Source organism: Luteimonas arsenica (assembly GCF_004352825.1).
In the GTDB taxonomy this organism is placed as follows: domain Bacteria; phylum Pseudomonadota; class Gammaproteobacteria; order Xanthomonadales; family Xanthomonadaceae; genus Luteimonas; species Luteimonas arsenica.
The window spans coordinates 348,803-374,790 of the sequence record NZ_SJRW01000001.1; the positions used below are offsets into that span (position 1 = coordinate 348,803).

Sequence of the window (25,988 nt, forward strand, 5' to 3'; positions counted from 1 at the left end):
GATGCCTCGCTTTTTCATCGACCATCCGGTCTTCGCCTGGGTCATCTCGATCCTGATCGCGCTTTCCGGCGTGATCGCCCTGCTCAACATGGGCGTGGAGTCGTATCCGAACGTGGCGCCGCCGCAGGTCACCGTGGGCGCGAGCTACCCCGGCGCCGACGCGGCGACCACCGAACGCGCGGTCACCCAGGTGATCGAGCAGCAGCTCACCGGCATCGACAACCTGCTGTACTTCAGTTCCAGCTCCAGCTCGTCGGGCCGCGCCAGCATCACCCTGACCTTCCAGACCGGCACCGACCCCGACATCGCCCAGGTGCAGGTGCAGAACAAGGTCGCGCTGGCCACGCCGCGCCTGCCCAGCGAGGTCACCCAGCAGGGCGTGGTGGTGGCCAAGGCGAATGCCGGCTTCCTGATGGTGGTGGGGCTGCGCTCGTCGAACCCGGCGGTGGACCGCAACGCGCTCAACAACATGATCGGCTCCAGCGTGCTGGAGCAGATCTCGCGCGTGCCCGGCGTCGGCAGCACCCAGCACTTCGGCTCCGAGTACGCCATGAACATCTGGCTCAACCCCGACCGGATGCAGGGCTACGGGCTGTCGGCCAGCCAGGTGCTGCAGGCCGTGCGCGGCCAGAACGTGCAGTTCGCCGCCGGCTCGATCGGCGCCGACCCTGCGCCCGAGGGCCAGGGCTTCACCGCCACGGTCTCGGCCGAGGGCCGCTTCGCGACGCCGGAACAGTTCGGCGACATCATCCTGCGCGCGGACGCCGACGGCGGCACCGTGCGCCTGAAGGACGTGGCGCGGATCGACATCGGCGCCCAGGGCTACGGCTTCGACACCAAGTACAACGGCGTGCCCACCGGCGCCTTCGCGATCCAGCTGCTGCCCGGCGCCAACGCGCTGACGGTGGCCGAGGCCGTGACTTCGCGCATGGACGAGCTGCAGGGCAGCTTCCCGGAAGGGGTGGAGTGGTTCTCGCCCTTCGACAGCACCACCTTCGTGACCATCTCGATCAAGGAGGTGGTCAAGACCCTGCTCGAGGCGGTGGTGCTGGTGTTCCTGGTGATGCTGATCTTCCTGCAGAACCTGCGTGCCACCATCATCCCGACCCTGGTGATCCCGGTGGCGCTGCTGGGCACCTTCCTGGGCCTGAGCATGCTCGGCTTCACGGTGAACCAGCTCACGCTGTTCGCGATGGTGCTGGCGATCGGCATCGTGGTCGACGACGCGATCGTGGTGATCGAGAACGTCGAACGCATCATGTCCGAGGAAGGCCTGCCGCCGCGCGAGGCGACGATCAAGGCCATGGAGCAGATCACCGGCGCGGTGGTCGCGATCACCGTGGTGCTGGCGGCGGTGTTCATCCCCAGCGCGCTGCAGGGCGGTGCCTCGGGCGAGATCTACAAGCAGTTCGCGATCACCATCGCGGTGGCGATGGCGTTCTCCGCCTTCCTGGCGCTGGGCTTCACCCCCGCGCTGTGCGCCAGCTTCCTCAAGGAAGACGCCGTGCACCACGGCGAGGAGCAGGGCGGCAAGCGCCAGAACGTGGTCTACCGCACCTTCAACAAGTACTACGACAGGGTCGCGGCGACCTACGTGCGCCACATCAGCGGCGCGGTCAGTCATGCGCCACGGTGGATGCTGGTGTTCGCGGCGCTGGTGGTGGCCACCGGCGTGCTGTTCGCGCGCCTGCCGGGCAGCTTCCTGCCCGAGGAGGACCAGGGCTATGCCATGGCCATCGTGCAGCTGCCGCCGGGCTCGACCCTGCAGCGCACGCAGGCGGTGTTCGAGCAGGTACGCACCACGCTGGAGCAGGTGGACGGCTACGAAAGCATGATGCAGGTCGCCGGCTTCAGCTTCATCGGCCAGGGCGAGAACGTCGGCATGGCCTTCATCAAGCTCAAGGACTGGGACGACCGCGAGGGCACGGTGCAGGACTTCCTGCAGGCGGCCAACGGCGCGCTGTACGGCATCCGCGACGCGCAGATCTTCGTGGTCAACCTGCCGACGGTGCAGGGCCTGGGCCAGTTCGGCGGCTTCGACATGTACCTGCAGGACCGCGCCGGCCTCGGCCGCGAAGCGCTGACCCAGGCGCGCAACCAGTTGCTGGGCTCGGCCTCGCAGGACCCGGCGCTGACCGCGGTGCGACCGAACACGCTCGAAGACGCGCCGCAGCTCAAGCTCAGCGTCGACCGCGTGCAGGCGCAGGCCATGGGGCTGTCGGTCAGCGACATCTACAGCGCGATCCAGCTGATGCTGGCGCCGGTGTACGTCAACGACTACTTCGCCGACGGCCGCGTGAAGCGCGTGAACATGCGTGCCGACGCGCCCTACCGCACCGACCCCGGTTCGCTGTCGCGTTTCTACACCCCCGGCCCGGTGGCCGAGGACGGCAGCCGCAGCATGATCCCGCTGTCGAACGTGGTGCACTCCGAGTGGACCATGAGCACGCCCTCGCTGACCCGCTACAACGGCTACTCGGCGGTGAACATCGTGGGTTCGCAGGCGCCGGGCCACAGCTCGGGCGAGGCCATGGGCGCGATGGAGCGCATCGTCGACGAAGAGTTGCCGACCGGCTTCGGCTACGACTGGGCGGGCATGTCCTACCAGGAAATCATCGCCGGCAACACCGCGACCCTGCTGCTGGTGCTGTCGGTGGTGGTGGTGTTCCTTTGCCTGGCCGCGCTCTACGAGAGCTGGTCGATCCCGGTGGCGGTGCTGCTGATCGTGCCGCTGGGCATCCTGGGCGCGGTGGTGTTCACCATGCTGCGCCCGGGGCTGTCGAACGACATCTTCTTCAAGATCGGCATGGTCACGGTGATCGGCCTGGCGGCGAAGAACGCGATCCTGATCATCGAGTTCGCGGTGCTGGAGCGCGCCCAGGGCAAGCCACTGCGCGAAGCGGTGATCGAGGCCGCGCGCATGCGCTTCCGCCCGATCCTGATGACGTCCTTCGCCTTCATCATGGGCGTGACGCCGATGGCACTGTCGTCGGGTGCCGGTGCCAACGCCCGCCACGCGCTGGGCACGGGCGTGATCGGCGGCATGCTGTTCGCGACCTTCCTCGGCCTGCTGCTGATCCCGGTGTTCTTCGTCAGCGTGCGCCGCGTGCTGGGCGAGCGGCTGGATGATGCCGCGCCGGGCAAGGCACTGGCGAAGGACTGAGGCACGAAAAAACCCGGCAGCTTGCGCTGCCGGGTACGGTGTGTGGGGCGACGCGCGGGGAGAGGAGCGCGCGTGCCCCGGTTCCGTTGCCGGAACCCTTGACGCCGTTGTTTACTTGCGGCTCTTGCCGGTGGCCGCCTTGGTGGCGGTCTGCACGGCTTCCTCGGCCTTGGCCTGGGCGGCCTCGACCTGGCCCTTCGCGATCTGCGCGATGGCCTCGTTGGTGGCGACGGCCTGGCCGAAGACTTCCTGGCCGGCGCTGACCGAGCGCTCGATGCTCTCGCGGGCGGTCTGAACGCCCTTCGGCCACACGGCCTTCAGGCCGTCGAAGTCGCGGACCTCGGCCAGCTCGCCCCAGAAGGCGAAGGCGGCGTTGGTGTTCTCTTCGAGGGTCGACAGCTGCAGGCCGAAGGCCTTCTCGGCGCTGGCCAGGGCCAGGCGGTTGACCTGGGCGGCGGTGTCGGCGAACTGGCGCGCGGTCGAGGCGAACTGCTCGTTGATGTTCTGGTACATGGCGGGCTCCTGCTGAATGTCCGGCAGGGATTGCCGGTTTGTGCGGTGCAGCATAACCCGGCCCATGTTGCGTTGCAACAACCGCCTGTCGGAACCTTTAAGCTGCTGTTTATGCGGGGAAACGCCGGCCGGCGAACCGCCGCGGCGGACCTGCCCTCAGGCGTCCGGCCCCCGGTAGCGGCAGCCGGAGGTGCAGGTTTCGTGCACCACGACTTCCGAAAGCAGCGGCAGCGCCGGCTTCAGCCGCTCCCAGATCCACACCGCCAGGCGCTCGCTGGTGGGGTTCTCCAGCCCCGGGATGTCGTTGAGGTAGTGGTGGTCGAGCTGGTCGTACAGCGGGCGGAAGGCGGCCTTGATGTCGGCGAAGTCCATCACCCAGCCGGTGTCCGCGCCCGGCTCGCCGGACACGTGCAGCTCGACCCGGAACGAATGCCCGTGCAGCCGCGCGCACTTGTGGCCCTCGGGCACGTTGGGGAGGCGGTGCGCGGCTTCGAGGGTGAAGACCTTGAAGATGTCCATGGCGGCGATTCTACGCGGCGCCGTCGGCGGCCGGCACGCGCACCGCGCCTTCCATCAGCACCCGCGCGCTGCGGCTCATGATCGCCTTGGTGGCGGTCCAGCGGCCGTCCACTTCGCGCGCTTCCGCGCCCACGCGCAGGGTGCCCGAGGGATGGCCGAAGCGCACCGCCTCGCGCGCCCCGCCGCCGGCGGCGAGGTTCACCAGCGTCCCGGGGATCGCGGCGGCGGTGCCGATGGCCACCGCGCAGGTGCCCATCATCGCGTGGTGCAGCTTGCCCATCGACAGCGCGCGCACGTTGAGATCGATGCCGGCCGCGGCGATGGCCTTGCCGCTGCTGGCGACGTAGTCGCGCGCCGGGGCCACGAAGGCGACCTTGGGCGTGTGCTGGCGGGTGGCGGCCTCCTCCGGCGTCGCGATCAGGCCCATGCGCAGCGCGCCGGCCACGCGGATGGCCTCCAGCATCGCCAGCGCGGCCTGGTCCTCGTTGATCGCCGGCTGCAGCTCCGTGCCGTCGTAGCCGATGTCGGCGGCGTTGACGAAGACGGTCGGGATGCCGGCGCTGATCATCGTCGCCGGCAACGAGCCCAGGCCCGGCACCTCGAGTTCGTCGACGAGCCGGCCGGTGGGGAACATGGCGCCGCCGCCCTCGCCATCGTCGGACGGGTCCATGAACTCCAGCACGATCTCCGCGGCGGGGAAGGTCACGCCGTCGAGTTCGAAGTCGCCGGTCTCCTGCACCTGGCCGTCGGCGATCGGCACGTGCACCACGATGGTCTTGCCGATGTTGGCCTGCCACACGCGCACCGCGAAGCTGCCGTTCTCTGGCAGGCGCGCGGGATCGATGAAGCCGTTGGCGACCGCGAACGGGCCGACGGCGGTGCTGAGGTTGCCGCAGTTGCCCGACCAGTCGACGAAGGCGGTGTCGATCGAGACCTGGCCGTAGAGGTAGTCGACGTCGTGCCCGGGCCGGGTGGACGGCCCGATGATCACGCACTTGCTGGTGCTGGACGTCGCCCCGCCCATGCCGTCGGTGTGCTTGCCATAGGGATCGGGCGAGCCGATCACGCGCATCAGCAGCGCGTCGCGGGCGGGGCCGGGGACGCGCGCGGCCTCGGGCAGGTCTTCCAGGCGGAAGAACACGCCCTTGGAAGTGCCGCCGCGCATGTAGGTGGCGGGGATGCTGAGCTGGGGGAGGTGGGTCATGGGAGTCGGTGTCGTGTATCGCCAGACCGCATTGTCCCACCGGATGCGGATGCCCGCGCGCGCTCAGGCGCCGTCCGGGATCTCGGGTTCCACCAGCTTCGCGAGAAGCTCCAGCGATTCCTGCCAGCCCTGGTAGCAGTAGTCCACCGGGATGGCGTCGGGGATGCCGGCCTGCTCGATCTGCAGCTCGGTGCCGCAGACACTCTTCTTCAGCGCCACCGTCACCTGCATTTCGCCCGGCAGGCCGGGGCTGTCGAAGCTGTCGGTGTGGCGGATGCGCTCGTTCGGCACCAGTTCGACGTACTTCACCGTGAATGAATGGCTGGATCCGGTGCCAAGGTTGGTGAACGACATCCGGTAGCCGCCGCCCACGCGCGCATCGAACGCGTGCATGGTGCCGGTGCCGGGCATGCGGGTTCCTCCCGGAACGGGTGGAACCCGCGTGTTACGCCGGGCCGCGTTATGCGGCCGTCGACGCCGCCAGGAAATCCTGCGCGAAGCGCTGCAGCACGCCGCCCGCGGCGTAGACCTGCACGTCCTCGTCGGAGTCGAGGCGACAGGTCACCGGCACATCGGTCGTCGACCCGTCCCGACGGTGGATCACCAGGGTCAGCGTCGCGCCCGGTGCCGGCGTTCCGGCCACGTCGAAGGTCTCGCTGCCGTCGATGCCGAGCGTCAGCCGCGTCGTGCCCGGCTTGAACTCCAGCGGCAGCACGCCCATGCCGACCAGGTTGGTGCGATGGATGCGTTCGAAGCCCTCGGCCACGATCGCCTCCACGCCGGCCAGGCGCACGCCCTTGGCGGCCCAGTCGCGGCTCGAACCCTGGCCGTAGTCGGCGCCGGCGATGATCACCAGCGGCTGGCCGCGCTCCATGTAGGTTTCGATGGCTTCCCACATGCGGGTGACGGTGCCTTCCGGCTCGATCCGCGCCAGCGAGCCCTGGCGCACGCTGCCGTCTTCGTTGCGCACCATTTCGTTGAGCAGCTTCGGATTGGCGAAGGTCGCGCGCTGCGCGGTCAGGTGGTCGCCGCGGTGGGTGGCGTAGGAATTGAAGTCCTCTTCGGGCAGGCCCATCTTCGCCAGGTATTCGCCGGCGGCGCTGGACGCCATGATCGCGTTCGAGGGCGAGAGGTGGTCGGTGGTGATGTTGTCGCCGAGCACCGCCAGCGGACGCATGCCCTTGAGCGTGCGCTCGCCGGCCAGCGCGCCCTCCCAGTATGGCGGGCGGCGGATGTAGGTCGACATCGGACGCCAGTCGTACAGCGGCTCCACCCGGCTGCCGTCGTCCACCGCGATGCGGAACATCGGCTCGTACACGCGGCGGAACTGCTCTGGCTTGACGCTGGCCTTGACCACCGCGTCGATTTCCTCGTCCGTCGGCCAGATGTCCTTGAGCGTGACGGGATTGCCTTCTGCGTCGGTGCCCAGCGCGTCCTTCTCGATGTCGAAGCGCACGGTGCCGGCGATCGCATAGGCGATCACCAGCGGCGGCGAGGCCAGGAAGGCCTGCTTGGCGTAAGGATGGATGCGGCCGTCGAAGTTGCGGTTGCCCGACAGCACCGCCACCGCGTACAGGTCGCGGTCGATGACTTCCTGCTGGATCGCAGGATCCAGCGCGCCGGACATGCCGTTGCAGGTGGTGCAGGCGAAACCGACGATGCCGAAGCCGAGCTGCTCCAGCTCCGGCAGCAGCTTCGCTTCTTCCAGGTACAGCTGCACCGCGCGCGAGCCCGGTGCCAGCGAGGTCTTCACCCAGGGCTTGCGCGTGAGCCCGCGCGCGTTGGCGTTGCGCGCCAGCAGCGCGGCGGCGATCACGTTGCGCGGGTTGGAGGTGTTGGTGCAGCTGGTGATGGCGGCGATGATCACCGCGCCGTCGGGCAGCAGGCCCTCGGCTTCCTGCGCACGCGCGGCGTCGAGGTTGCCGGCGATGCCGCGCTCGGCGAGGTCGCTGACCGGCAGCCGGCGGTGCGGGTTCGACGGGCCGGCCATGTTGCGCACCACGCTCGACAGGTCGAAGTGCAGCGTGCGCTCGTACCGCGCGTCGGCGAGGTCGCTGGCCCACAGCCCGGCGGTCTTCGCGTAGGTCTCGACCAGCGCCACCTGCTCGTCGCTGCGCCCGGTCAGGCGCAGGTAGTCGAGGGTGTTGTCGTCGATGAAGAACATCGCCGCGGTCGCGCCGTATTCCGGCGCCATGTTGGAAATCGTGGCGCGGTCGCCGATGGTCAGCGCCGCGGCACCTTCGCCGTGGAATTCCAGATAGGCACCGACCACCTTCTGCTGGCGCAGGAATTCGGTCAGCGCCAGCACCACGTCGGTGGCGGTGATGCCGGGCTGCGGCTTCCCGGCCAGTTCGACGCCGACGATTTCCGGCGTGCGCATCCACGAGGCACGGCCGAGCATCACGTTCTCCGCCTCCAGGCCGCCGACGCCGATCGCGATCACCCCCAGCGCATCCACGTGCGGGGTATGGCTGTCGGTGCCCACGCAGGTATCCGGGAACGCGACGCCGTCCTGCGTGTAGATCACCGGCGACATTTTCTCCAGGTTGATCTGGTGCATGATCCCGTTGCCCGGCGGAATCACGTCGACGTTGCGGAAGGCTTTCTTCGTCCAGTCGATGAAATCGAAGCGGTCGGCGTTGCGGCGGTCTTCGATTTCCCGGTTCTTTTCGAATGCGCCGGGATCGAAACCGCCGCATTCCACCGCCAGCGAGTGGTCGACGATCAGCTGCACCGGCACCACCGGATTGACCTTGGCCGGGTCGCCGCCCTGGTCGGCGATGGCGTCGCGCAGGCCGGCCAGGTCGACCAGCGCGGTCTGGCCGAGGATGTCGTGGCAGACCACGCGCGCAGGGAACCAGGGGAAATCCAGGTCGCGGCGGCGCTCGATCAGCTGCAGCAGGTAATCGTCGATCCGCGCGGGTTCGGCGCGGCGGACGATGTTCTCGGCGTGCACGCGGGCGGTGTAGGGCAGGCCGTCCCAGGCACCGGGGCGCAGCGCCTCCACTGCCTCGCGGGCGTCGAACCAGTCGAGCGAGGTTCCGGGAAGGGGCTTGCGATGCTTGCTGTTGGTCATGGCTGGCACGGGGGTGGGCGGGAAACGCCCATTATATCGCCGCGCCGGCCTTGCCCTGGATCAATGCGCGGCCCGGGCGCTCGGGCAGCATGGTCTCGGGGGCCGCGTTGTTTTCTGTCATGACCTTCGCCGCGGCGATCTGGATAATCCTCCACAAGGTTTCCTGATTGACGATTGTTTATCTTTCCATTGGACGGAATTTGTATTCGAACATAAACTGCGTCATTCCCCCGGATAAATACGGAGTGACGACTGGTGGCAAATCTCGCAAGCGTCCTGAAAGCCGAAATCGCCCGCCTGGCCCGCAAGGAAACCAAGGCCCAGCTCGACCCCCTGCGCAAGGCCAATGTCGGCTACCGGCGCGACATCGCCGCGCTCAAGCGCGAGGTGGCGCAGCTTTCGCGCCAGCTCAAGTCCGCGTCGAAGCCGGCGAGGAAGTCCCAGGCCGAACCCGAGGATGGCCGCAAGCTCCGCTTCCAGGCCAAGGGCCTGAAATCGCACCGCGAGAAGCTGGGCCTGTCGGCCGCCGAATACGGTGCGCTGGCCGGCGTCAGCGCGCAGTCGATCTACAACTGGGAAGCCGGCAAGTCGACCCCGCGCCAGGCGCAGGTGGCCGCGCTGGCCGAACTGCGTGGCATGGGCAAGCGCGAGGCCGCGAAGCGGCTGGAAGGCGCCGCGGCGGAATAATAATCCGCGAGGCAAGGCGCGGCCGCCATGCCGGGCGCGCGGACGCTCAGCGCGCCAGCAGGCCGATCACCAGCGCGTTGACCAGGTCGATCACGAAGCCGCAGACCAGCGGTACCACGAGGAAGGCCCGCGGTGCCGCGCCGTATTCGCGCGCCACCGCCGTCATGTTCGCCACCGCGGTGGCGGTGGAGCCGAGCGCGATGCCGCCGAAGCCGGAGCAAATCACCGCCGCCTCGTAGTCGCGGCCCATCGCCCGGAACACCACGAACACGGTGAAGGCGACCACCATCGCGACCTGCAGCGCCATCGCCACCGCGATGAAGCCCAGCATCGGCTGCAGCACCCACAGCTGCAGCCCCATCAGGGCCATGGTCAGGAACAGGCCCAGGCACATGTCCGAGATCAGCGCGATCCCGGGCTGCATCTCGTTGAAGCGCCACATCCGGCCGCCCTCGGGCGCGACCAGGTCGCCCACCGCGCGCAGCGCGATGCCGCCGAGCAGGCAGCCGACGAAGGCGGGCAGGGTGATCCCGGCACCTTCGATCAGCCCGCCGATGGCATGGCCGAGCATCAGCGCCACGTTGAGCCAGAACAGCGCCAGCAGCACGGCGTGGTAGTCGAGCGTGGTGCGCGATTCATCGCCGTACAGCAGGCCGACCTCGAGCTCCGCGTCGGCCGACGGCATCACCGGGCGCTGCCGGATCAGCCAGCCGGCGATCGGGCCGCCGATCACGCAGGCGGAGATCAGCCCGATCATGTTCGCGGCCAGGCCAAGCTCGGCCGCGTCCTCGATGCCGAGCACATCGGTGAAGTGCGGCGCCCAGGCCAGGGTGGTGCCCACGCCGCCGGTCAGCGAGATCGAGCCCACCATCAGCCCCGCGCGCGGATCCATGCCGAACAGGCCGGCCAGGGCCATGCCCAGCCCGTTCTGCATCACGATGAAGACCGTCGCCAGCAGCGCCAGCACCACCAGCAGGCGCCCACCGGAGGCCAGTTCGCGCACGTTCGAGTTCAGGCCCAGCGCGGCGAAGAAATACAGCAGCAGGAGGTCGCGCATGCCCAGGTCGAATTCCACCCGCAGGCCCGCGCCGTAGTACAGCGCGCAGACCACCGTCGCGCACAGCACGCCGCCGACCACGGGCTCGGGAATGCCGTAGCGGCGCAGCACGCCGACGCGCGCGGCAAGTCCCTTGCCCACGAACAGCAGCAGGATGGCGAGCGTGATGCTGACGAAGGCGTCGAACGAGAGCGTGCCGTCGACGATGGCGTGAGGCATGGTGGGTTCCGGCCGGGCAGGCAGGCCCCCGGCTACTCACGAGCCATTGTGCCGGACGACCGCGCGCGGCGAGCGGATTGACGCCTGTCATTGTCCCGTGCGCCCGCAGCCGCGACACTGCCCGGGTCGCGCCACCCGCGCGGCCAACCCGCCCATCGCCCAAGGGACCCCGATGACCGCAGATGCCCCGGCGCTCGACACCCTCCGCAACCGCACCTTCGACGAGATCGCCGTCGGCGACAGCGCCAGCATCGCGCGCACGCTGACCCGCGAAGACCTGCGCATGTTCGCCCTGCTGGCGGGCAAGGCCGTCGAGGATCCCGCCAACGACGGCGGTGCGCCCGCCGCGCAGGACACCGTGGCCCTGGGCATGTGGGCCGGCGCCTGGCTGGCGGCGCTGCTGGGCACGCGCCTGCCGGGCCCGGGCACGGTGTACCGGCGCCAGGCGCTGCGCTACAGCGGGCCGCTGTCGGCCGGCGACACGCTCACGCTGCGCGTCGAGGTGAGCTCGAAGGACGAGGCCAGCCGCGCCGTGGTGCTGGACTGTCGCGGCAGCAACCAGGACGGCGAGACCGTGGTCGAGGGCGAGGTCGAAGTGCTGGCGCAGGACGAGCGCATCGAGCGCGGCCGCCTGGCGCTTCCCGACATCAATACCAGCGACGCCAACGGCAACGACGGCCTCGCCCGCCTGCTGGCGCATGTCGCAAGCCTGGAGCCGGTGCGTGCGGCGATCGTGCATCCCTGCGATGCGCTCAGCCTGTCCGCGGCGCTGGACGTGCGTGATGCCGGGCTGGTGGAGCCGGTGCTGGTGGCCCCGCGCGCGCGCCTTGAAGCCGCGGCGAAGGAGGCGGGCCTCGACATTTCCGGCCTCGCCATCGAGGACGTCGCCCACAGCCACGCCGCCGCCGTGCGCGCCGCCGAGCTCGCGCGCGGCGGCGACGTCGAAATCCTGATCAAGGGCAGCCTGCACACCGACGAGCTGATGTCGGCGGTGGTGTCGTCGGCCGGTGGCCTTCGCACCAAGCGCCGCGTCAGTCATTGCTTCGTGATGCAGACGCCGCACTACCCGCGGCCGTTCATCGTCACCGACGCCGCGGTCAACCTTGCGCCCGACCTGCTGCAGAAGGCCGACATCGTCCAGAACGCGATCTACCTGTCGCACGTGATCGGCGTGGCCAGGCCGAAGGTGGCGATCCTGGCGGCGGTGGAAACGGTCAACCCCTCGATGCCGGCCACGCTCGACGCCGCCGCGCTGTGCAAGATGGCCGACCGCGGCCAGATCACCGGCGGCGTGCTCGACGGCCCGCTGGCCTTCGACAACGCGGTGTCGATGGCGGCCGCGCAGACCAAGGGCATCGAATCACCGGTGGCCGGCCAGGCCGACATCCTGGTGGTGCCGGACCTGGAAAGCGGCAACATGCTGGCCAAGCAGCTGATGTACATGGGCCAGGCGGCGAGCGCCGGCATCGTGCTGGGCGCGAAGGTGCCGGTGGTGCTGACCAGCCGCGCCGACGCGCGCGACTCGCGCATGGCCTCCTGCGCCATCGCGCTGATGCTGGCCCACCACAACCGGCAGAGCCCGCCGTGAGCGCGCAGCCCGTGGCGCCGCCGGTGGAATCCTCCGGCGCCGACCTGGTGGTGGTGCTCAACTGCGGCTCGTCGAGCATCAAGTTCGCCGTCTACGACAGCGGCATCGACCCGCTGCCGCGCAAGGCGCTGTGGAACGGCAAGGTGCAGGGCATCGGCGGCCCGTCGCCGGACTTCGGCGAGAGCGGCGTGGAGCCCTTCGCGATCGATCTCGATGCCGGAAAGCCCTACACCGGCGCGCTGGCGCTGATCCGCGACCGCATCCTCGCGCGCCTGGCCGGTCGGCGCGTGGGCGCGGTCGCGCACCGCGTGGTGCACGGCGGCAGCAAGTACTTCAAACCGGTGCGCGTGGATGCCGGCGTGCTCGACGACCTGCGCGGCTACATCCCGCTGGCGCCGCTGCACCAGCCCTTCGCGCTGGAGGCGGTCGCCATCCTGCTGCGCGAGTACCCGCGCCTGCCGCAGGTGGCCTGCTTCGACACCGGCTTCCACCACACGATCCCGAAGGTCGAACAGATCCTGCCCCTGCCCTGGGACGCCTGGGAGCGCGGCGTGCGCCGCTACGGCTTCCACGGCCTGTCGTATGCCTACATGGCCACCGCGCTGCCCGAACGCCACGGCGACGCCGCGCGCGGCCGCACCATCGTCGCCCACCTGGGCAGCGGCGCCAGCCTGTGCGCGATGCGGGATCTGCAGAGCGTCGCCACCACCATGGGCTTCTCCGCGCTCGACGGCCTGATGATGGGCACGCGCACCGGTGCACTGGATCCCGGTGCGGTGATCTACCTGATGGAGATCGAGAAGCTCAGCCTGGAAGACGTGGGGCAGATGCTGTACCACCGCTCGGGGCTGCTCGGCGTGTCCGGGATTTCGTCCGAGCCGCGGGTGATCGTGAAGCACGAGGACGAGGAAGGCGAAGCCGGCGAACGCGCACGGATCGCGCTGGCGCTGTACGTGCGCCGCATCGTGCGCGAGATCGGCGCGATGGCCGCGGTATTGGGTGGCCTGGACATGCTGGTGTTCACTGCCGGCGTGGGCGAGCACAACGCCTTCATCCGCGAGCGCGTGTGCAGGGACCTGGCCTTCCTGGGCGTGGAGCTGGAAGAGGCCGCGAACGAGGCAAATGCAGCGGTGATCTCCGCCCCCGGCAGCCGCGTCCTGGTGGCGGTGGAGCCCACCAATGAAGAGTGGATCGCGGCAAGGCAAGCACTGGCCGCCATTGCCTGACTGTCGGGGCCCCCATGTGTCGGGGCCCCCATGCCTGTGGGAGCCGCTATAGCGGCGATCGTGGCCATGGCCGCTCCCACAGGTCCGGCGCGCCATAATGGCGCCATGACCACCAAGATCGACCGCATCCAGGCCGCCCTCCAGGCCCTGTCCCCCAGCCATCTCGAAGTGCTGGACGAAAGCCACATGCACAGCCGCGGGCTTGAAACCCACTACAAGGCCGTGATCGCCAGCGAGGCCTTCGCCGGCAAGACCGCCGTGCGTCGCCACCAGGCCGTCTATGCCGCGCTGGGCGGGCTGATGGGCGAGATCCACGCGCTGGCGCTGCATACCTATACGCCGGAGGAGTGGGCGGAGCAGGGGGCGGCGCCGGATTCGCCGCGGTGCATGGGTGGCAGCAAGCACGACAAGGCCTGATGCCGCCGGGCCGGCCGGTGCTCGCTGGCAAGACTGGCAGCGGAGGGAATGAGATGAAGAGCAGGCCCAATGACGACGCCATGGCCGACCTGTACCGCGATGACCCGGCATTGGCGCTCGCAGTCATTGCTGCGATCCATGAAGACGGGGACCGGGACGAGCTGCTGACCGTGCTCCGCCAGATGGCCCAAGCCTCCGGCGGTGTCCAGGCAGCGGCGAAAGAACACACCTGATCCGCCCTGGCCTCAGCGGCCTGTAGTGGCCGTTCCCGCGTTGTCTAGAGGGGTTTGCGCGTTGCCCCGGTTGGATGAGGCGTGCATGCCTTAGCCCAGTGCCCGGTGCATGGACACAGAAAAGCCCGCGTCGATGGCGGGTTTTCGTCGTTTAACTTGTTGTTTTTATTGGAAAATATGGTGGCTATGGGTGGACTCGAACCACCGACCCCAGCATTATGAGTGCTGTGCTCTAACCGGCTGAGCTACATAGCCATGGGGTCCGCACGCGCTGGGCGCGGCGAGCCCGCAATTGTCCACTGGCCGGTCCCCGGCGTCAAATCCCCGGCCGCGGCTTGTCGCCCCCGGCGGCGCGTGGCAGAGTCGGTCGCAGTGACGCTGGAAGCGTCGAAAGACCTCAGGAGTCCGCATCGTGATCGATCCGGACGGCTATCGCCCCAACGTGGGCATTGTGTTGATGCACCCCGACGGGCGGGTGTTCTGGGCGCGGCGCGTGCGGCGCGACGGTTGGCAGTTCCCGCAGGGCGGGATGAACTCCGACGAGACGCCGCTCGAGGCCATGTACCGGGAGCTCAACGAGGAGACCGGGCTGCTGCCCGCGCACGTCGAGGTGCTCGGAACCACGCCGGGCTGGCTGCGCTACCGGCTGCCGCCGCGGGCCATCCGCCGCAACGACCGTCTGGTCTGCATCGGCCAGAAGCAGGTCTGGTTCCTGCTGCGCTTCACCGGCGCCGACAGCGACCTGCGCCTGGACCTGACCGACAAGCCGGAATTCGACCACTGGCGCTGGGTGGATTTCTGGTACCCGCTGGAGCACGTGGTCAACTTCAAGCGCGGAGTCTACGCCCGGGCGCTGCAGCACCTGGCACCGTTCGCGCGGCAGGTGGCCGGGGCCGGAGCGGTGCCCACGATCAGCCTGGAAACCCAGCGCAGCCGGGGCCGGCAGGGCGGGGCGGCGCCCGGTGGCCGGGGCTGCGGCCAGCCGGGCCGCGCGCCCTCGGGCCCGCGGCGCTCGTCGGCGGATTGAACCGTCCCGCTGAGGACGATCCTCATTCAGCATTGACAATCATTCTCATGTAAGCGGACAATCGGCCCGTTCCCTGGATTCCGTGAGCAAGCCGTGTACGTCTGCGTCTGCAATGGTGTGACCGACCACCAGATCCGCGAAGCCGCGGCCGCCGGCTGCGGCAGCATGACCGAGCTCACGATGCGCACCGGTGCCGGTGCCTGCTGCGGCAGCTGCGTGGACACCGCCGCGGAGCTGCTGGCCAGCGAGACCGCGGCCCGCAAGGTCGTCCACGAACTTCCCATGGCCTGCGCGGCCTGAGGCCGCCGCGCCTGCGGGCGCCGCCACGTTCGACCCCTGCGGGCCGCGCCCCTCCTGGCCCGCGCCGCGGGTGAAGATGATCACGATTCGCGTTCCGTCATCGCCTTCGCGATGGCGCTAGAGTCCCCGGCATCTTCCCCATCCCAGCCGGAGGCATGCCATGAAGGGCGATCCCAAGGTCATCGAGCTCCTGAACAAGGCGCTCTACAACGAACTCACCGCGATCAACCAGTACTTCCTGCACGCCAAGATGCTGAAGAACTGGGGCCTCGAGGAACTCGCCAAGCACGAGTACGAGGAATCGATCGACGAGATGAAGCACGCCGACCGGCTGGCCGACCGCATCCTGTTCCTCGAGGGACTGCCGAACTTCCAGGCGCTGGGCAAGCTGCGCGTGGGCGAGTCGCCGCGCGAGGCGCTGGAGTGCGACCTGGCGCTGGAACTCGACGGCCTGCCGCTGCTGCGCGAGGCCATCGAGTACTGCGACAGCGTCAAGGACTTCACCAGTGGCCGCCTGTTCAAGGACATCCTCGATTCCGAGGAAGAGCACGTGGATTGGATCGAGACCCAGCTCGACCTGATCAAGCGCGTGGGCGAGCAGAACTACCTGCAGTCGAAGATGGGCGGCTGAGCCGCCCCCTGCTGCTATCCGCGCAGGCCGCTCAGGCCTGCGCCGGGCTCACCGCCTTCAGCGCGGCGCGGGCCCTGACGAACTCGTTGGCCACCAGCGCCACCGCCACCGCCGGGCGCTCGAGCAGGCGCTCGCGGGCGCCCAGTTCCACGCGCTTGGCCGCGGCCGACAGCGACATCGCGCCCAGGTTGGCGCTCGACGACTTCAGCGAGTGCGCGGCGTCGCGCAGGGCTTCGTAGTCGGGGCCGGTGGCGGCCTGCTCCAGGGTGCCGATCAGGCGCGGGGTGTCGGTCAGGAACACGTCGATCAGGTGGTCGAGGTCGCCGCCCAGCATGGCGCGCAGTTCGTCGAGGATCTCGTGGTCCAGCACCGGTGGCAGCGCCTGCTGCGGAAGCGGCGCGGCCGACGCGGCAGGTGCCGTTGCGGCCGTCGGGATCGGCGACGGAGCGGCCACCTGCGCCGGTACCACCGGAGGCGGAGGCGCATCGGCGGCGACTACGTCCTCGATCGCGCCACCGGGCCCGATCATGTCGCCGGTATGCGGGTCCACCTCGTAGGACTCGCGCTGCGCGGCCGCCGCGGCGGTCTCCGCGTTCCACCAGCGTGCCAGCGTGCGCTCCAGTTCGCTGCGGGTCACCGGTTTGGCCAGGTAGTCGTCCATGCCGGCATCCAGGCACTTCTGGCGGTCGCCGGCCATCGCGTTCGCGGTCATGGCGATGATCGGCACGTGGCGGCCGTCGCCGGCGGCCTCCTCGGTCTCGCGCCAGCGGCGGGTGGCGGTGTAGCCGTCCATCACCGGCATCTGGCAGTCCATCAGCACAATGTCGTAGCGCGAGGCTTCCATGCGCAGCAGGGCGGCCTCGCCGTTGCTGGCGGTGTCGCAGGTGATGCCGAGCACCGACAGCAGGCGCTGGCCCACCATCAGGTTCACGGGGTTGTCTTCGACCAGCAGCACGCGCGCGGCGCGCACGGGCGCGGCAGGTGTCGACGGGGTCGGGATGGTGGCCATGGCGATGGGCTCCCTGGAATCCGGAGTCTGCGTCGTTCCCCCTTCGAGGAGGGCGGCGCGGAGGTCGGCATCGGGGGCCTGCCGGCTGAGGAGGGTGACGCTGCGTTGCAGTTCATCGGGGATCGGGTCGTCCCCGTACAGGCAGACCAGCCTGAGGTCGCCGTAGACGGCCTGGCGGCCGAGGTTGCGGTGCAGGGCCACCGCGGTACTGCGCATGCCGGCCAGGTCAGCGAGCACGAGGGAATAGGCCCACGGCGCGCCCTGGTTGGCGGCTGCGCGCAGGCGGTCCAGGGCTTCCTGGGTGGTTTCGACCGAGCTCACGCGCAGGCCCCAGTTGGGGAGCAGCATCGACAGGCGCAGGCGCAGGCGCGGGTCGGCGCTGAGCAGCAGCAGGCGGCCGCGGGCGGTGCTGTCCTCGGCGCCGCCACTGGGCATGTCGCCGGCGGCCTTCAGCAGCGGGATCTCGAACCAGAAGGTGGCGCCGTGGCCGGGTTCGGACTCCACGCCGATGCGGCCGCTCATCAGGTCGACGATGCGCTTGGAGATCGCCAGGCCCAGGCCGGTGCCGCCGTAGAGGCGGGTGGTGGATGCATCGGCCTGGCTGAAGGCCTGGAACAGGCGTGACTGCGAGCCGGCGGGAATGCCGATGCCGGTATCGCGCACTTCGAAGCGGAGCTGGTGCTGGGCGGCGGTCTCGCCGATGCGGCGCACCGACAGCGACACCGAGCCGCGTTCGGTGAATTTCACCGCGTTCGACACCAGGTTGCCCAGGATCTGGCGCAGGCGCACCGGGTCGCCGCGCACGGCCAGGCGCACGGCCGGGTCCACGCTCAGGCTCATGCGCAGGCCCTTGGCCTGGGCGGGGCGTTCCATCAGCTGGATCACGCCGTCCAGCAGTTCGCGCAGGTTGAAGCCGGTGGTCTCGAGTTCGAGCTTGTCGGCTTCGAGCTTGGAGTAGTCGAGGATGTCGTCGACGATGCGCAGCATCTGCTGCGAGGACGTGTACGCGGTACGCACCAGTTCGGCGTGGTCGGGCGCGAGGCGCGCGTGCATCAGCAGGTCGAGCATCGGCACGATGCCGTTGAGCGGGGTGCGGATCTCATGGCTCATGGTGGCCAGGAACTCGCCCTTGGCCATCACCGCCGATTCCGCCGCCTGCTTGGCCTGGCGCAGCTGGTGTTCGAGCTGGGTGTGCTGCTCGATCTGCGCCTGCAGCTGTTCCATCACCGCCTCGTCGCGGCGGGCGCGCTCGTCGGCCTCGTCCATCTGCTGTTCGCGCTGGCGCAGGGCGATGTGCAGCGCGATCACCGCGAACAGCGCCAGCAGCGCCAGCACCAGCGCCGCGTGCTGCCAGGGCCCTTCCATGCCGATCACGTCGAGCACCAGGGTCAGCGCGGCGCCGGCGGCCGCGCCCAGCGCGAGCCAGCGCATCATGATCGCCGTGGGGCGTCCGCGAGTCAGCTTCATCAAAGCACCGAGTGGTCGAAGTCGAAGTCCAGTTCGCCCGCCGCCTGCTGCACCAGGTTGCCCTGGATGAAGTCGACGCCGCTCATCCAGAGCGTGGCCGCGGCCTGCGGGTCCTCTACCTGCTGGCCGATGACGCGCAGGCCCAGGCGGTGCGCCCGTTCGATGGCCTGGCGCATCTCGTCGCGCACGGCCTGGTCGTCGAGCTTCTGCGAATAGCGCGGGGCCAGGCGCACGTAGCCCAGCGGCAGCTGGCCGAGCAGGGCGTCGGCCTCGCGGCCGGCCTGGTACTGGCCCAGGCACAGCTGCACGCCGGCCGGCACCATCGCGTCGCAGAATTCGCGCAGGGCCAGGGCATGGATCAGGGCCTCGTCCTGGCGCACGTCGATCACGATCCGCGAACCCTCCACGCCGTAGGCGGCGAGCATGCCCAGCACGTGGGTGGCGTGGCCGTCACGGGCCAGGCTGCGCGCGGATTGCGACACGAACAGGCGCACGGGCTTGCCCGCCTCGCTGCGCTGGTGAAGCACGGTCACTGCCAGCTCGAGCACGCGCTGGTCGATGTCCTGCATCAGGTCGACCGCATCGGCGGCGGGCAGGAAGTCGCCGGCGGGCAGCAGGCTGCCGTCGGCCCGGCGCATGCGCAGCAGGGTCTGGAACTGGGCTTCGTCGCCGCCGGCCACCGCGACCACGGGCTGGAAGGCGAGCTGGAAGCGGTTGTCGGCCAGTGCCTGGCGTACCGACTCGGCCATGGCCTGGTCGTGGTCGCGCTGCCGCGGCGGCTGGTAGCCGGCGATCCCGATCGGCTGGGCGCGGGCCTCGCGCAGGGCGCGCTCGGCCGCGGCCAGCGCGCTGCTTGCGTCGCCGTAGCCGTGGGCCAGGGTGGTGTAGCCGACGAAGGCGCGCAGGCGCACCGCCTCGTCGTTGGCGCTGAAGCCTTCGCGGCCCAGCGCGTCGCGGAGCGCGCGGGCGCTTTCGGGCAACTGGTCGGCGGCGAGGTCGGCGGCATGCACCAGGTAGATGCTGTCGCTCAGGCGCGACACCGCGTGGCCGGCGGCCGCCTGGCTGATGCGGCTGGAGGCGTCGGTGAGCAGCTGCTCGAGGCCGGCATAGCCGTAGCGGTCGCGAAGGGCGCCGATGCCGGCCACCTCGACCATGTACAGCGCGCCCTTGCCGTCGCCGGGGATCATCGAGTTCAGCCGCTGCAGCATGTGCGAGCGGGTGTACAGCCCGGTGACCGGGTGGCGGGCGCCGCCGCTGCGCTCGCGCTGGAGCATGCGCGCGCGGCGCACGCGGCTCTGCACCGCGGCGATCAGGTGGCGCGGGCGCACCGGTTTGGTGAGGAAGTCGTCGGCGCCGGTTTCCAGGGCCTCGAACTGGCGTTCCGGATCCGGGTCGCCGGTGAGGAACACGATCGGGGTGTGCGCGTGCGCCTGGTGCTGCCGGATCAGGTTGGTCAGCTCGACGCCGTCCATGCCCGGCATGTGCAGGTCCATCAGCACCAGATCGGGGCGGAAGGTGTCCACCGAGGCCATCACCTCACTGGCCACCGAGACCACCGCGGCCTGCATGCCTGCGCCGCAGAGCACGCTTTCGGCGAACAGCGCCTGGCTGAGGTCGTCCTCGACCACCAGCACGCGGTAGGGCGCCTCGGTGGTGCCGTCGGCGGCGACCGGGGGCGTGACCGGGGGGGGCGCGGGCTCGGCCGGTGCGGCGTCCACCTGCATGGGCAGCGGGGCGCCTGCGTCCTCGCACCAGCGCCGCCAGTAATGCGCCGGTGGGAACTCGGCGCGCACCGCTGTGCCCGGCAGCGATGCTGCCGTGCCCATGTCCGTGGCGGTCCGTGTTCCGGGGGCTGCGCTCACTGCGGGATTCCTCCGAGGACGAATACGGAGGCCCGACGCCCCTGGCGTCTCCCCCGAACGGACAAGCCTACAAGAAACCGCGCGCCGTATCGCGCGACGGGCGTCGCGCTCAGCCCGGGCCCGCGACCGCCCGGCGCCTGAACAGCCGCCGCCAGACCCACCACAGGGCCAGGGCCAGCAACAGGCTGAGGCTGAGCGCGATGCCCAGCGCCAGCAGCGGATTGGCCAGGGCCAGGGCCAGCAGGCCGATGGCGGCCACGTCCTCGGTGGCCGAAGCGCCCCAGTTGCTCAGCGGTTCGGGCGAGGCGTTGATCAGGACCCGGCTGCCGGCCTTCAGCGCATGGCTGCCCAGGGCCACGCCGGCTCCGGTGGCGAGCATGCCGGCCGACAGGTCGCCGTCGGGCGACAGCGCCGCGGCCGCAAGGAAGGCGCCGGCCGGCACCCGGGCCAGCGTCTGCAGGAAGTCCCAGCCGGAGTCGACGCCGGGGATCTTGTCGGTGAAGAACTCGACCAGGGCCAGCACGCCCGAGATCCCCATCACCCACGGCGAGGCGGTGACCTCGAGCGCGGCCGGCAGCTCCAGCCAGCCCAGGGCGCCGGCGAGGCCGACACCGAACACGGTCAGGTAGACGCGGATGCCGGCCAGCCAGGCCAGCAGCACGCCGGCGGCGAAGAGGTGGGCTTCGGACATGCCGGGCTCCAGGGGGGACTGCACTGCGGCGGAGTATAGGCATGGCCGCGTTCGCCCGGCGCTCAGGCTCGGGGGTTAACATGCCCGGATGCCCGACACGCCGCCGCCCGAACATCCCCATCCCCGCGCGCACATGGCGCTGATGGCCGTGCTGGCCGCCTGCCTGCTGTTCGGCGTCTGGGGCGCCTGGACGGTGGCCGGCGGCGGGCCGGCCCGCGACGACGGCGCGATGCGCGGTGAGATCGAAGGCCTGCGCCAGCAGGTCGCCACCCTGTCGCGCTCCGACCAGGTCAGCCGCGAGGCCAACGGCGACCTGCAGCTGACGCTGGCCGAGCGCGACGAAGAGATCTCCGCCCTGCGCGCCGACGTCGCCTTCTACGAACGCCTGGTCGGCAGCACCAGCCAGCGCCGCGGCCTCACCGTGCACGGCCTGCGCCTGCAGTCCCAGGGCGAGGGCGCCTGGCACTTCACCGCCACCCTGACCCAGACCCTGAACCGCGCCGCGGTCAGCAGCGGCACCCTTACCGTCGAGGTGGAAGGCTCGCGCAATGACAGCCTCGAGCGCCTGGCCTGGAACGACCTGCGCCAGAGCGAGGATGCGCCGGGCGTGGAGTATTCCTTCAAGTACTTCCAGCAGGTCGACGGCGACCTGATGCTGCCCGCGGACTTCAAGCCGCTGCGTGTGATCGTGCGCCTGGCGCAGCCGCGCGGGCCGGTGGTGGAGGAGTCCTTCACCTGGGCCGACGCCACCGCGGCGACGCCGCGTTCCGCGCCGGATGCTTGAAGCCCGCCGCCGCGCGCCCCATCCTTGAGCGCATGAGCACGACCATCGACCTGTCCGCGCCCGGCTACCAGGCGCTCGATCGCCCGCTGGAGTTCACGCCCGCGGCCGCGGCCAAGGTGCGCGAACTGATCGCCGAGGAGGGCAACGACGCCCTCAAGCTGCGCGTCTACATCCAGGGCGGCGGCTGCTCGGGCTTCCAGTACGGCTTCGAGTTCGACGAGGAGCAGGGCGAGGACGACCTCGCGGTCGCCACCGATGGCGTGACCCTGCTGGTCGATCCGCTCAGCCTGCAGTACCTGATGGGCGCTTCGGTCGACTATGTCGAGAGCCTGCACGGCGCGCAGTTCACCATCCGCAACCCGAACGCGAAGTCGACCTGCGGCTGCGGCAGCAGCTTCACCACATGACGTCGCGGCGCGTGGCGCCGTTCGCCTTCGTCGAGGCGCCGCTGGACCGCGCCGAGAACCTCCGCGACGACGATGCCGCGCTGGCCCGGCTGTGGGCGCAGGGCCGAGCGCTGGTGCTCGATGGCGAAGGGCGGGCGTGGGCGACGGCGGACGGTGCGTTGCTGGCGCCATGCGCGACGCAGCTGGCCGATGGACCGGACGAAGCGCTGTTCCTTGGCTTGCGCGGGGACGAGGGCTGGTTCGCGGTGCGCGAGGAGGCGATCGACCCGGACGCCGGACGCGGACCCGTGGCCGCCTTGGCGCCGCCACGCATCGACCTGCGCAGCGCCGCGGCGCAGTGGCCGGACTTCGAGGCCACCGCCTTCGCCCAGGCGCGCGCGGTGCTGCACTGGCGCGCCCGGCACCGCTATTGCGGCGCCTGCGGCGGCGCGCTGGCCTACCGTCGCGCGGGCTGGCTGGGCTGGTGCGGGGCCTGCGGGCTGGAGCACTACCCGCGCACCGACCCGGCGGTGATCGTCGCGGTGAGCGACGGCGAGCGCCTGCTGCTGGGGCGCAGCCCCGGCTGGCCGCCGCGGCGCTATTCGGTGCTGGCGGGCTTCGTCGAGCCGGGCGAGTCGCTGGAGCAGACCGTGGTGCGCGAAGTCTTCGAGGAGTCCTCGGTGCGCGTGCGCGGTTGCCGTTACCTGGCCTCGCAGCCCTGGCCGTTCCCCTCCTCGCTGATGCTCGGTTTCGAGGCCGAGGCCGGCCCCGACGTGCCGCACTGCCCCAGCGACGAGCTCGAAGACGCGCGCTGGTTCACGCGCGACGAGGTCGGTGCCGCGCTGCGCGGCGAATCCGGGCCAGAGGGCCTGCTGCTGTCGCCGTCGATTTCCATTTCGCGCTGGCTGATCGAACGCTGGCACGCCGGCACCTGACCCAGGTCGGCACCGTGCACGGACCCGGGCGGTAGAATCCGGGCATGTTCTCGACCCTGTTCGCCGTGGTGGTTGCGCTGGTGCTGGGGCACCTGGCGCCCGCGTTCGCCGCCGCCGTGCGCGATGACGGTTGGTACCGCGCGCTGCTGGGCTGGCTGGGCCGTCGATTCGCCGACGATGGCTTCTGGCGTGGCCGCTGGGGCCTGCTGATGGCGCTGGTGCCGGTGGTGCTGGTGGTCGGCTTCGTGCAGTGGCTGCTGGATGGCTTCGCCTACGGACTGCCGGCGCTGCTGTTCGGCGTCGCCGCCGTGTTCTATGCCTGGGGTCCGCGCGATCTCGATGTCGACGTGGATGCGGTGGTCGACGCGACGGATGCGGCCGAACGCCGCGAGGCGCTGGCGCGGCTGCGTCCCGCCGCAGCGACCGGTGCAGGCGCTGACCGCGACGAAGTCGGTCGCGTTTTCGTCGCTGCGCTGCGGCGCTGGTTCGGCGTGCTGTTCTGGTTCGTGCTGCTGGGCGCCGTGGGTGCGCTGCTGTACCGGCTGGTCGCGATCGCGGCCGAGGACGAACCCGCGCTCTATCTGCCCGAGGGTACGGTGGACGGCGCCCGCCGCGGGCTGGCGGTGCTCGACTGGCCGGTGGCCCAGCTGATGACGCTGTCACTGGCGCTGGTGGGCAACTTCGACGTGGCGGTGTCGGCCTGGAAGGCCGCCGGCGGCGCCGCGCTGCGTGCTGGCACGGACATGCTGGCCGCCGTGGGGCGGGCGAGCGTGCGCTGGGAGCTGGATGAAGAGACCGGGGATCTTGAGGCCGCTTCCGCCGGCGCGCCGCAGGCCGGAGTGGCCGCCGGGCCCGATCCTGGCGATGCCGGGATGCCGCCCGGACCGGTGCCGATGGCCGGCGCCGATGATCCGGCGCTGGTCCAGGCCCTGCGCGACGCCATGTCCCTGGTCTGGCGCGTGCTGCTGGCCTGGCTGGCGGTGCTGGCGCTGTTCGTGGTGGCCGGCTGGGTGAACTGAACCGGTTTCATCCCGTCCCGCGGCGGTCGCGCCCGCGGCTCAGGCGTGGTCGCCGCGCAGTGCGCGGACCCTTGCTTCGAGCATCTTCGCGTCGGCCTCGCGGCCCGGGACCGGCGCTTCGGCCATCACCGCCACGTGCGCGCGGAAGCGGCGCGGCACGCGCATCCGCGCCAGTCGCCCGCTGGCGGCCGCGCTGCCGCGTCGGCTCCACATGCTGCTCCACATGTTGCGCAGGGCCATCGGCACCACCGGCACCGGGCGGCGCTCCAGGATGCGTTCGACGCCCGACTTGAACGGCGCGATGTCGCCGTCGGAGGTCAGCCGGCCCTCGGGGAAGATCAACACCAGCTCGCCTTCGGCCAGCGCGGCATCGATGGCTTCGAAGGCGCGCTCCATCATCGCCGCGTCCTCCTTCGGGCTGGCGATCGGGATCGCGCCGGCGGCCTTGAAAATCCACCGCATCACCGGGATCTGGAAGATCCGGTAGTACATGACGAAGCGCACCGGCCGCGGGATGCTCGCCGCCAGGATCAGCGCGTCCATGTAGCTCACGTGGTTGCTGACCAGCAGCGCCGGGCCCTCGTCGGGCACGTGGCGCTCGATGCCGTGCAGCTCCAGCCGGTACAGCGTGCGCACCAGCAGCCAGCTGACGAAGCGCATCGCGAACTCGGGCACGATGGTGAAGATCCAGGTGGTGACCAGCAGGTTGGCGATCGCCAGCCCCAGGAACACCTGCGGGATGCTCCAGCCGAACACCTGCTGCAGCGCCAGTCCGGTCACCGCCGCGGCGACGATGAAGGCCGAGTTCTGGATGTTGAGCCCGGCGAACACGCGCGCCATTTCCTGCTTCGGCGTGCGGCTCTGGATCAGCGCGAACAGCGGCACGATGAACAGGCCGCAGGAGAAGCCGATGCCGGTGAGGTCGATGGCGATGCGCCAGCCGTGCTCGGCGGCCAGGAAGCCGGCGATGTCCAGCCCCGCCTGCGGCGCCAGCCCGCTGCGTGCGAAGTAGAGGTCGAGCATGAAGGCGCTGACGCCCAGCGCGCCCAGCGGCACCAGGCCGATCTCGACCGTGCGCGCGGACAGCTTCTCGCACAGCAGCGAGCCGGTGCCCACGCCGACCGAGAACAGCGCGAGCCCGAAGATGTAGAGGCTGGTCGATCGCTCCGCCGCGCCCAGGTGCAGCTCCGCGTAGTTCGGCAGCTGCGCGGTCAGCACCGTGCCCACGAACCAGAACCAGGACACGCCGAGGATGGCATTGCGCACCGCCGGCGTGCGCCGGGTGAGCTTCCAGATGCGGATCGATTCCGGCACCGGGTTCCAGTTGACCTTCAGCTCCGGCGCGCCGGCGTCCACGCGCGGGATCATGCGCGCGACCAGGTTGCCGGTGACCGCCAGCGCGACCACCGAGGCCGCGGCCGCCTCCGGCCCCCACGTGCCCGCGACCTGGAACACCAGTCCGCCGTAGATCATGCCGGCGAGGATCGACAGCGACGTGCCCATCTCCACCAGGCCGTTGCCGCCGGTGAGCTCCTCGGGCTTGAGCACCGCCGGCAGGATCGAGTACTTCACCGGCCCGAACAGGGTCGACTGCATGCCGGTCGCGAACAGCGCCACCAGCAGCAGCGGCATGTTGCCGAGCAGGAAGCCGATGCCGGCGATGGTCATGATCCCGATCTCCATCGTCGTGGTGATCACGATCAGGCGCTGCTTCTCCATCTTCTCGGCGAACTGGCCGGCGATCGCGGAGAACAGGAAGTAGGGCAGGATGAACAGCGCCGGCGCCAGGTTGGTGTAGAGCGTGCGCTGTTCGCTGTCCACGCCCAGGTAGAACAGCAGGCCGATGATGGCCTGGCGGTAGACGTTGTCGTTGAAGGCGCCCAGCGCCTGCACGGCGAAGTAGGGCAGGAAGCGGCGCTGCCGCAGCAGCTCGAACTGGTTGTACGCCATGCGGGCTCCCGTGGGTGCGTGGCGA

The 25,988-nt window shown here is 70.3% G+C and carries 23 protein-coding genes and 1 tRNA gene; 13 read left to right on the plus strand and 11 right to left on the minus strand.

Annotated elements, in window-relative coordinates; genetic code table 11:
- The first annotated feature begins 1 nt into the window (after window position 1).
- Complete coding sequence (locus tag E2170_RS01600; RefSeq protein WP_132998900.1) at window positions 2-3,163, plus strand: multidrug efflux RND transporter permease subunit; 3,162 nt, start codon at window positions 2-4, stop codon at window positions 3,161-3,163.
- A gap of 111 nt (window positions 3,164-3,274) precedes the next feature.
- Here the strand turns inward: E2170_RS01600 and E2170_RS01605 are convergent, their stop codons facing one another.
- The 5 genes from E2170_RS01605 to acnD form a co-directional block, all read right to left on the minus strand.
- Window positions 3,275-3,676 (minus strand): phasin family protein, encoded by a 402-nt coding sequence (locus tag E2170_RS01605; RefSeq protein WP_132998901.1) that lies wholly within the window; start codon window positions 3,674-3,676, stop codon window positions 3,275-3,277.
- A 156-nt stretch (window positions 3,677-3,832) separates the two neighbouring features.
- Complete coding sequence (queD, locus tag E2170_RS01610; RefSeq protein WP_132998902.1) at window positions 3,833-4,195, minus strand: 6-carboxytetrahydropterin synthase QueD; 363 nt, start codon at window positions 4,193-4,195, stop codon at window positions 3,833-3,835.
- Between the two features lie 10 nt (window positions 4,196-4,205).
- Entirely contained in the window at window positions 4,206-5,399 is a 1,194-nt protein-coding gene (gene prpF, locus E2170_RS01615) for a 2-methylaconitate cis-trans isomerase PrpF (protein WP_132998903.1), read from the minus strand.
- Between the two features lie 63 nt (window positions 5,400-5,462).
- Window positions 5,463-5,810: an SRPBCC domain-containing protein gene (locus tag E2170_RS01620; protein ID WP_132998904.1), complete on the minus strand. Its 348-nt coding sequence runs from the start codon at window positions 5,808-5,810 to the stop codon at window positions 5,463-5,465.
- Window positions 5,811-5,859: 49 nt separating this feature from the next.
- Window positions 5,860-8,475 carry a Fe/S-dependent 2-methylisocitrate dehydratase AcnD gene (acnD, locus tag E2170_RS01625; RefSeq protein WP_132998905.1) on the minus strand — a complete coding sequence of 872 codons (2,616 nt, stop codon included), beginning with the start codon at window positions 8,473-8,475 and terminating at the stop codon, window positions 5,860-5,862.
- A gap of 255 nt (window positions 8,476-8,730) precedes the next feature.
- Between acnD and E2170_RS01630 the strand changes: the two genes are divergently transcribed.
- Window positions 8,731-9,162 carry a helix-turn-helix domain-containing protein gene (locus E2170_RS01630; protein ID WP_132998906.1) on the plus strand — a complete coding sequence of 144 codons (432 nt, stop codon included), beginning with the start codon at window positions 8,731-8,733 and terminating at the stop codon, window positions 9,160-9,162.
- Window positions 9,163-9,208: 46 nt separating this feature from the next.
- On the opposite strand, the gene gltS is transcribed toward E2170_RS01630, so the two are convergent.
- Entirely contained in the window at window positions 9,209-10,438 is a 1,230-nt protein-coding gene (gene gltS / locus E2170_RS01635) for a sodium/glutamate symporter (RefSeq protein WP_132998907.1), read from the minus strand.
- 172 nt (window positions 10,439-10,610) lie between these two features.
- Here gltS and E2170_RS01640 point away from each other — a divergent pair, with 172 nt between their 5' ends.
- From E2170_RS01640 to E2170_RS01655, 4 genes are all read left to right on the plus strand, one after another.
- Window positions 10,611-12,026, plus strand: coding sequence for a bifunctional enoyl-CoA hydratase/phosphate acetyltransferase (locus tag E2170_RS01640; RefSeq protein WP_132998908.1), 1,416 nt, complete (start codon window positions 10,611-10,613; stop codon window positions 12,024-12,026).
- Window positions 12,023-13,252 carry an acetate/propionate family kinase gene (locus E2170_RS01645; RefSeq protein WP_243708019.1) on the plus strand — a complete coding sequence of 410 codons (1,230 nt, stop codon included), beginning with the start codon at window positions 12,023-12,025 and terminating at the stop codon, window positions 13,250-13,252. The genes E2170_RS01640 and E2170_RS01645 overlap by 4 nt, the downstream gene beginning before the upstream one ends.
- A gap of 105 nt (window positions 13,253-13,357) precedes the next feature.
- Window positions 13,358-13,669, plus strand: a complete 312-nt coding sequence (locus E2170_RS01650) for a BolA family protein (protein WP_132998909.1) — start codon at window positions 13,358-13,360, stop codon at window positions 13,667-13,669.
- 53 nt (window positions 13,670-13,722) lie between these two features.
- A complete protein-coding gene (locus E2170_RS01655; protein ID WP_207914902.1) occupies window positions 13,723-13,902 on the plus strand; it encodes a transcriptional regulator in 180 nt (59 codons plus the stop codon).
- A 178-nt stretch (window positions 13,903-14,080) separates the two neighbouring features.
- On the opposite strand, the gene E2170_RS01660 is transcribed toward E2170_RS01655, so the two are convergent.
- Window positions 14,081-14,157: transfer RNA gene (locus E2170_RS01660), tRNA-Met, on the minus strand.
- Window positions 14,158-14,314: 157 nt separating this feature from the next.
- On the opposite strand from E2170_RS01660, the gene E2170_RS01665 reads away from it, so the two are divergent.
- From E2170_RS01665 to bfr, 3 genes are all read left to right on the plus strand, one after another.
- Window positions 14,315-14,929 (plus strand): RNA pyrophosphohydrolase, encoded by a 615-nt coding sequence (locus E2170_RS01665; protein WP_132998910.1) that lies wholly within the window; start codon window positions 14,315-14,317, stop codon window positions 14,927-14,929.
- A gap of 93 nt (window positions 14,930-15,022) precedes the next feature.
- Complete coding sequence (locus E2170_RS01670) at window positions 15,023-15,229, plus strand: (2Fe-2S)-binding protein (protein WP_132998911.1); 207 nt, start codon at window positions 15,023-15,025, stop codon at window positions 15,227-15,229.
- Between the two features lie 160 nt (window positions 15,230-15,389).
- Window positions 15,390-15,860 (plus strand): bacterioferritin, encoded by a 471-nt coding sequence (gene bfr / locus E2170_RS01675; protein ID WP_132998912.1) that lies wholly within the window; start codon window positions 15,390-15,392, stop codon window positions 15,858-15,860.
- A gap of 31 nt (window positions 15,861-15,891) precedes the next feature.
- Here the strand turns inward: bfr and E2170_RS01680 are convergent, their stop codons facing one another.
- The 3 genes from E2170_RS01680 to E2170_RS01690 all read right to left on the minus strand — a co-directional run bounded on the left by E2170_RS01680 (window position 15,892) and on the right by E2170_RS01690 (window position 20,889).
- A complete protein-coding gene (locus E2170_RS01680) occupies window positions 15,892-18,336 on the minus strand; it encodes a hybrid sensor histidine kinase/response regulator (RefSeq protein WP_243708020.1) in 2,445 nt (814 codons plus the stop codon).
- Entirely contained in the window at window positions 18,336-20,198 is a 1,863-nt protein-coding gene (locus E2170_RS01685) for an EAL domain-containing protein (RefSeq protein ID WP_341777129.1), read from the minus strand. Before E2170_RS01685 ends, E2170_RS01680 begins: the two co-directional genes overlap by 1 nt.
- Window positions 20,199-20,307: 109 nt before the next feature.
- The gene (locus E2170_RS01690; protein ID WP_132998913.1) at window positions 20,308-20,889 is read right to left on the minus strand and encodes a DUF4126 domain-containing protein; all 582 of its coding nucleotides are present in this window, start codon (window positions 20,887-20,889) and stop codon (window positions 20,308-20,310) included.
- Between the two features lie 133 nt (window positions 20,890-21,022).
- Here E2170_RS01690 and E2170_RS01695 point away from each other — a divergent pair, with 133 nt between their 5' ends.
- The 4 genes from E2170_RS01695 to E2170_RS01710 are packed head-to-tail and all read left to right on the plus strand — an operon-like array spanning window position 21,023 to window position 24,013.
- Window positions 21,023-21,673, plus strand: a complete 651-nt coding sequence (locus tag E2170_RS01695) for a DUF6776 family protein (RefSeq protein ID WP_132998914.1) — start codon at window positions 21,023-21,025, stop codon at window positions 21,671-21,673.
- Between the two features lie 32 nt (window positions 21,674-21,705).
- Window positions 21,706-22,080 (plus strand): iron-sulfur cluster insertion protein ErpA, encoded by a 375-nt coding sequence (gene erpA, locus E2170_RS01700; RefSeq protein WP_132998915.1) that lies wholly within the window; start codon window positions 21,706-21,708, stop codon window positions 22,078-22,080.
- The gene (nudC, locus tag E2170_RS01705) at window positions 22,077-22,994 is read left to right on the plus strand and encodes an NAD(+) diphosphatase (protein WP_132998916.1); all 918 of its coding nucleotides are present in this window, start codon (window positions 22,077-22,079) and stop codon (window positions 22,992-22,994) included. Before erpA ends, nudC begins: the two co-directional genes overlap by 4 nt.
- A gap of 44 nt (window positions 22,995-23,038) precedes the next feature.
- Window positions 23,039-24,013 carry a hypothetical protein gene (locus E2170_RS01710; protein ID WP_132998917.1) on the plus strand — a complete coding sequence of 325 codons (975 nt, stop codon included), beginning with the start codon at window positions 23,039-23,041 and terminating at the stop codon, window positions 24,011-24,013.
- Between the two features lie 39 nt (window positions 24,014-24,052).
- Here E2170_RS01710 and E2170_RS01715 read toward each other — a convergent pair whose 3' ends face one another.
- Complete coding sequence (locus E2170_RS01715) at window positions 24,053-25,963, minus strand: MFS transporter (protein WP_132998918.1); 1,911 nt, start codon at window positions 25,961-25,963, stop codon at window positions 24,053-24,055.
- Window positions 25,964-25,988 lie beyond the last annotated feature (25 nt).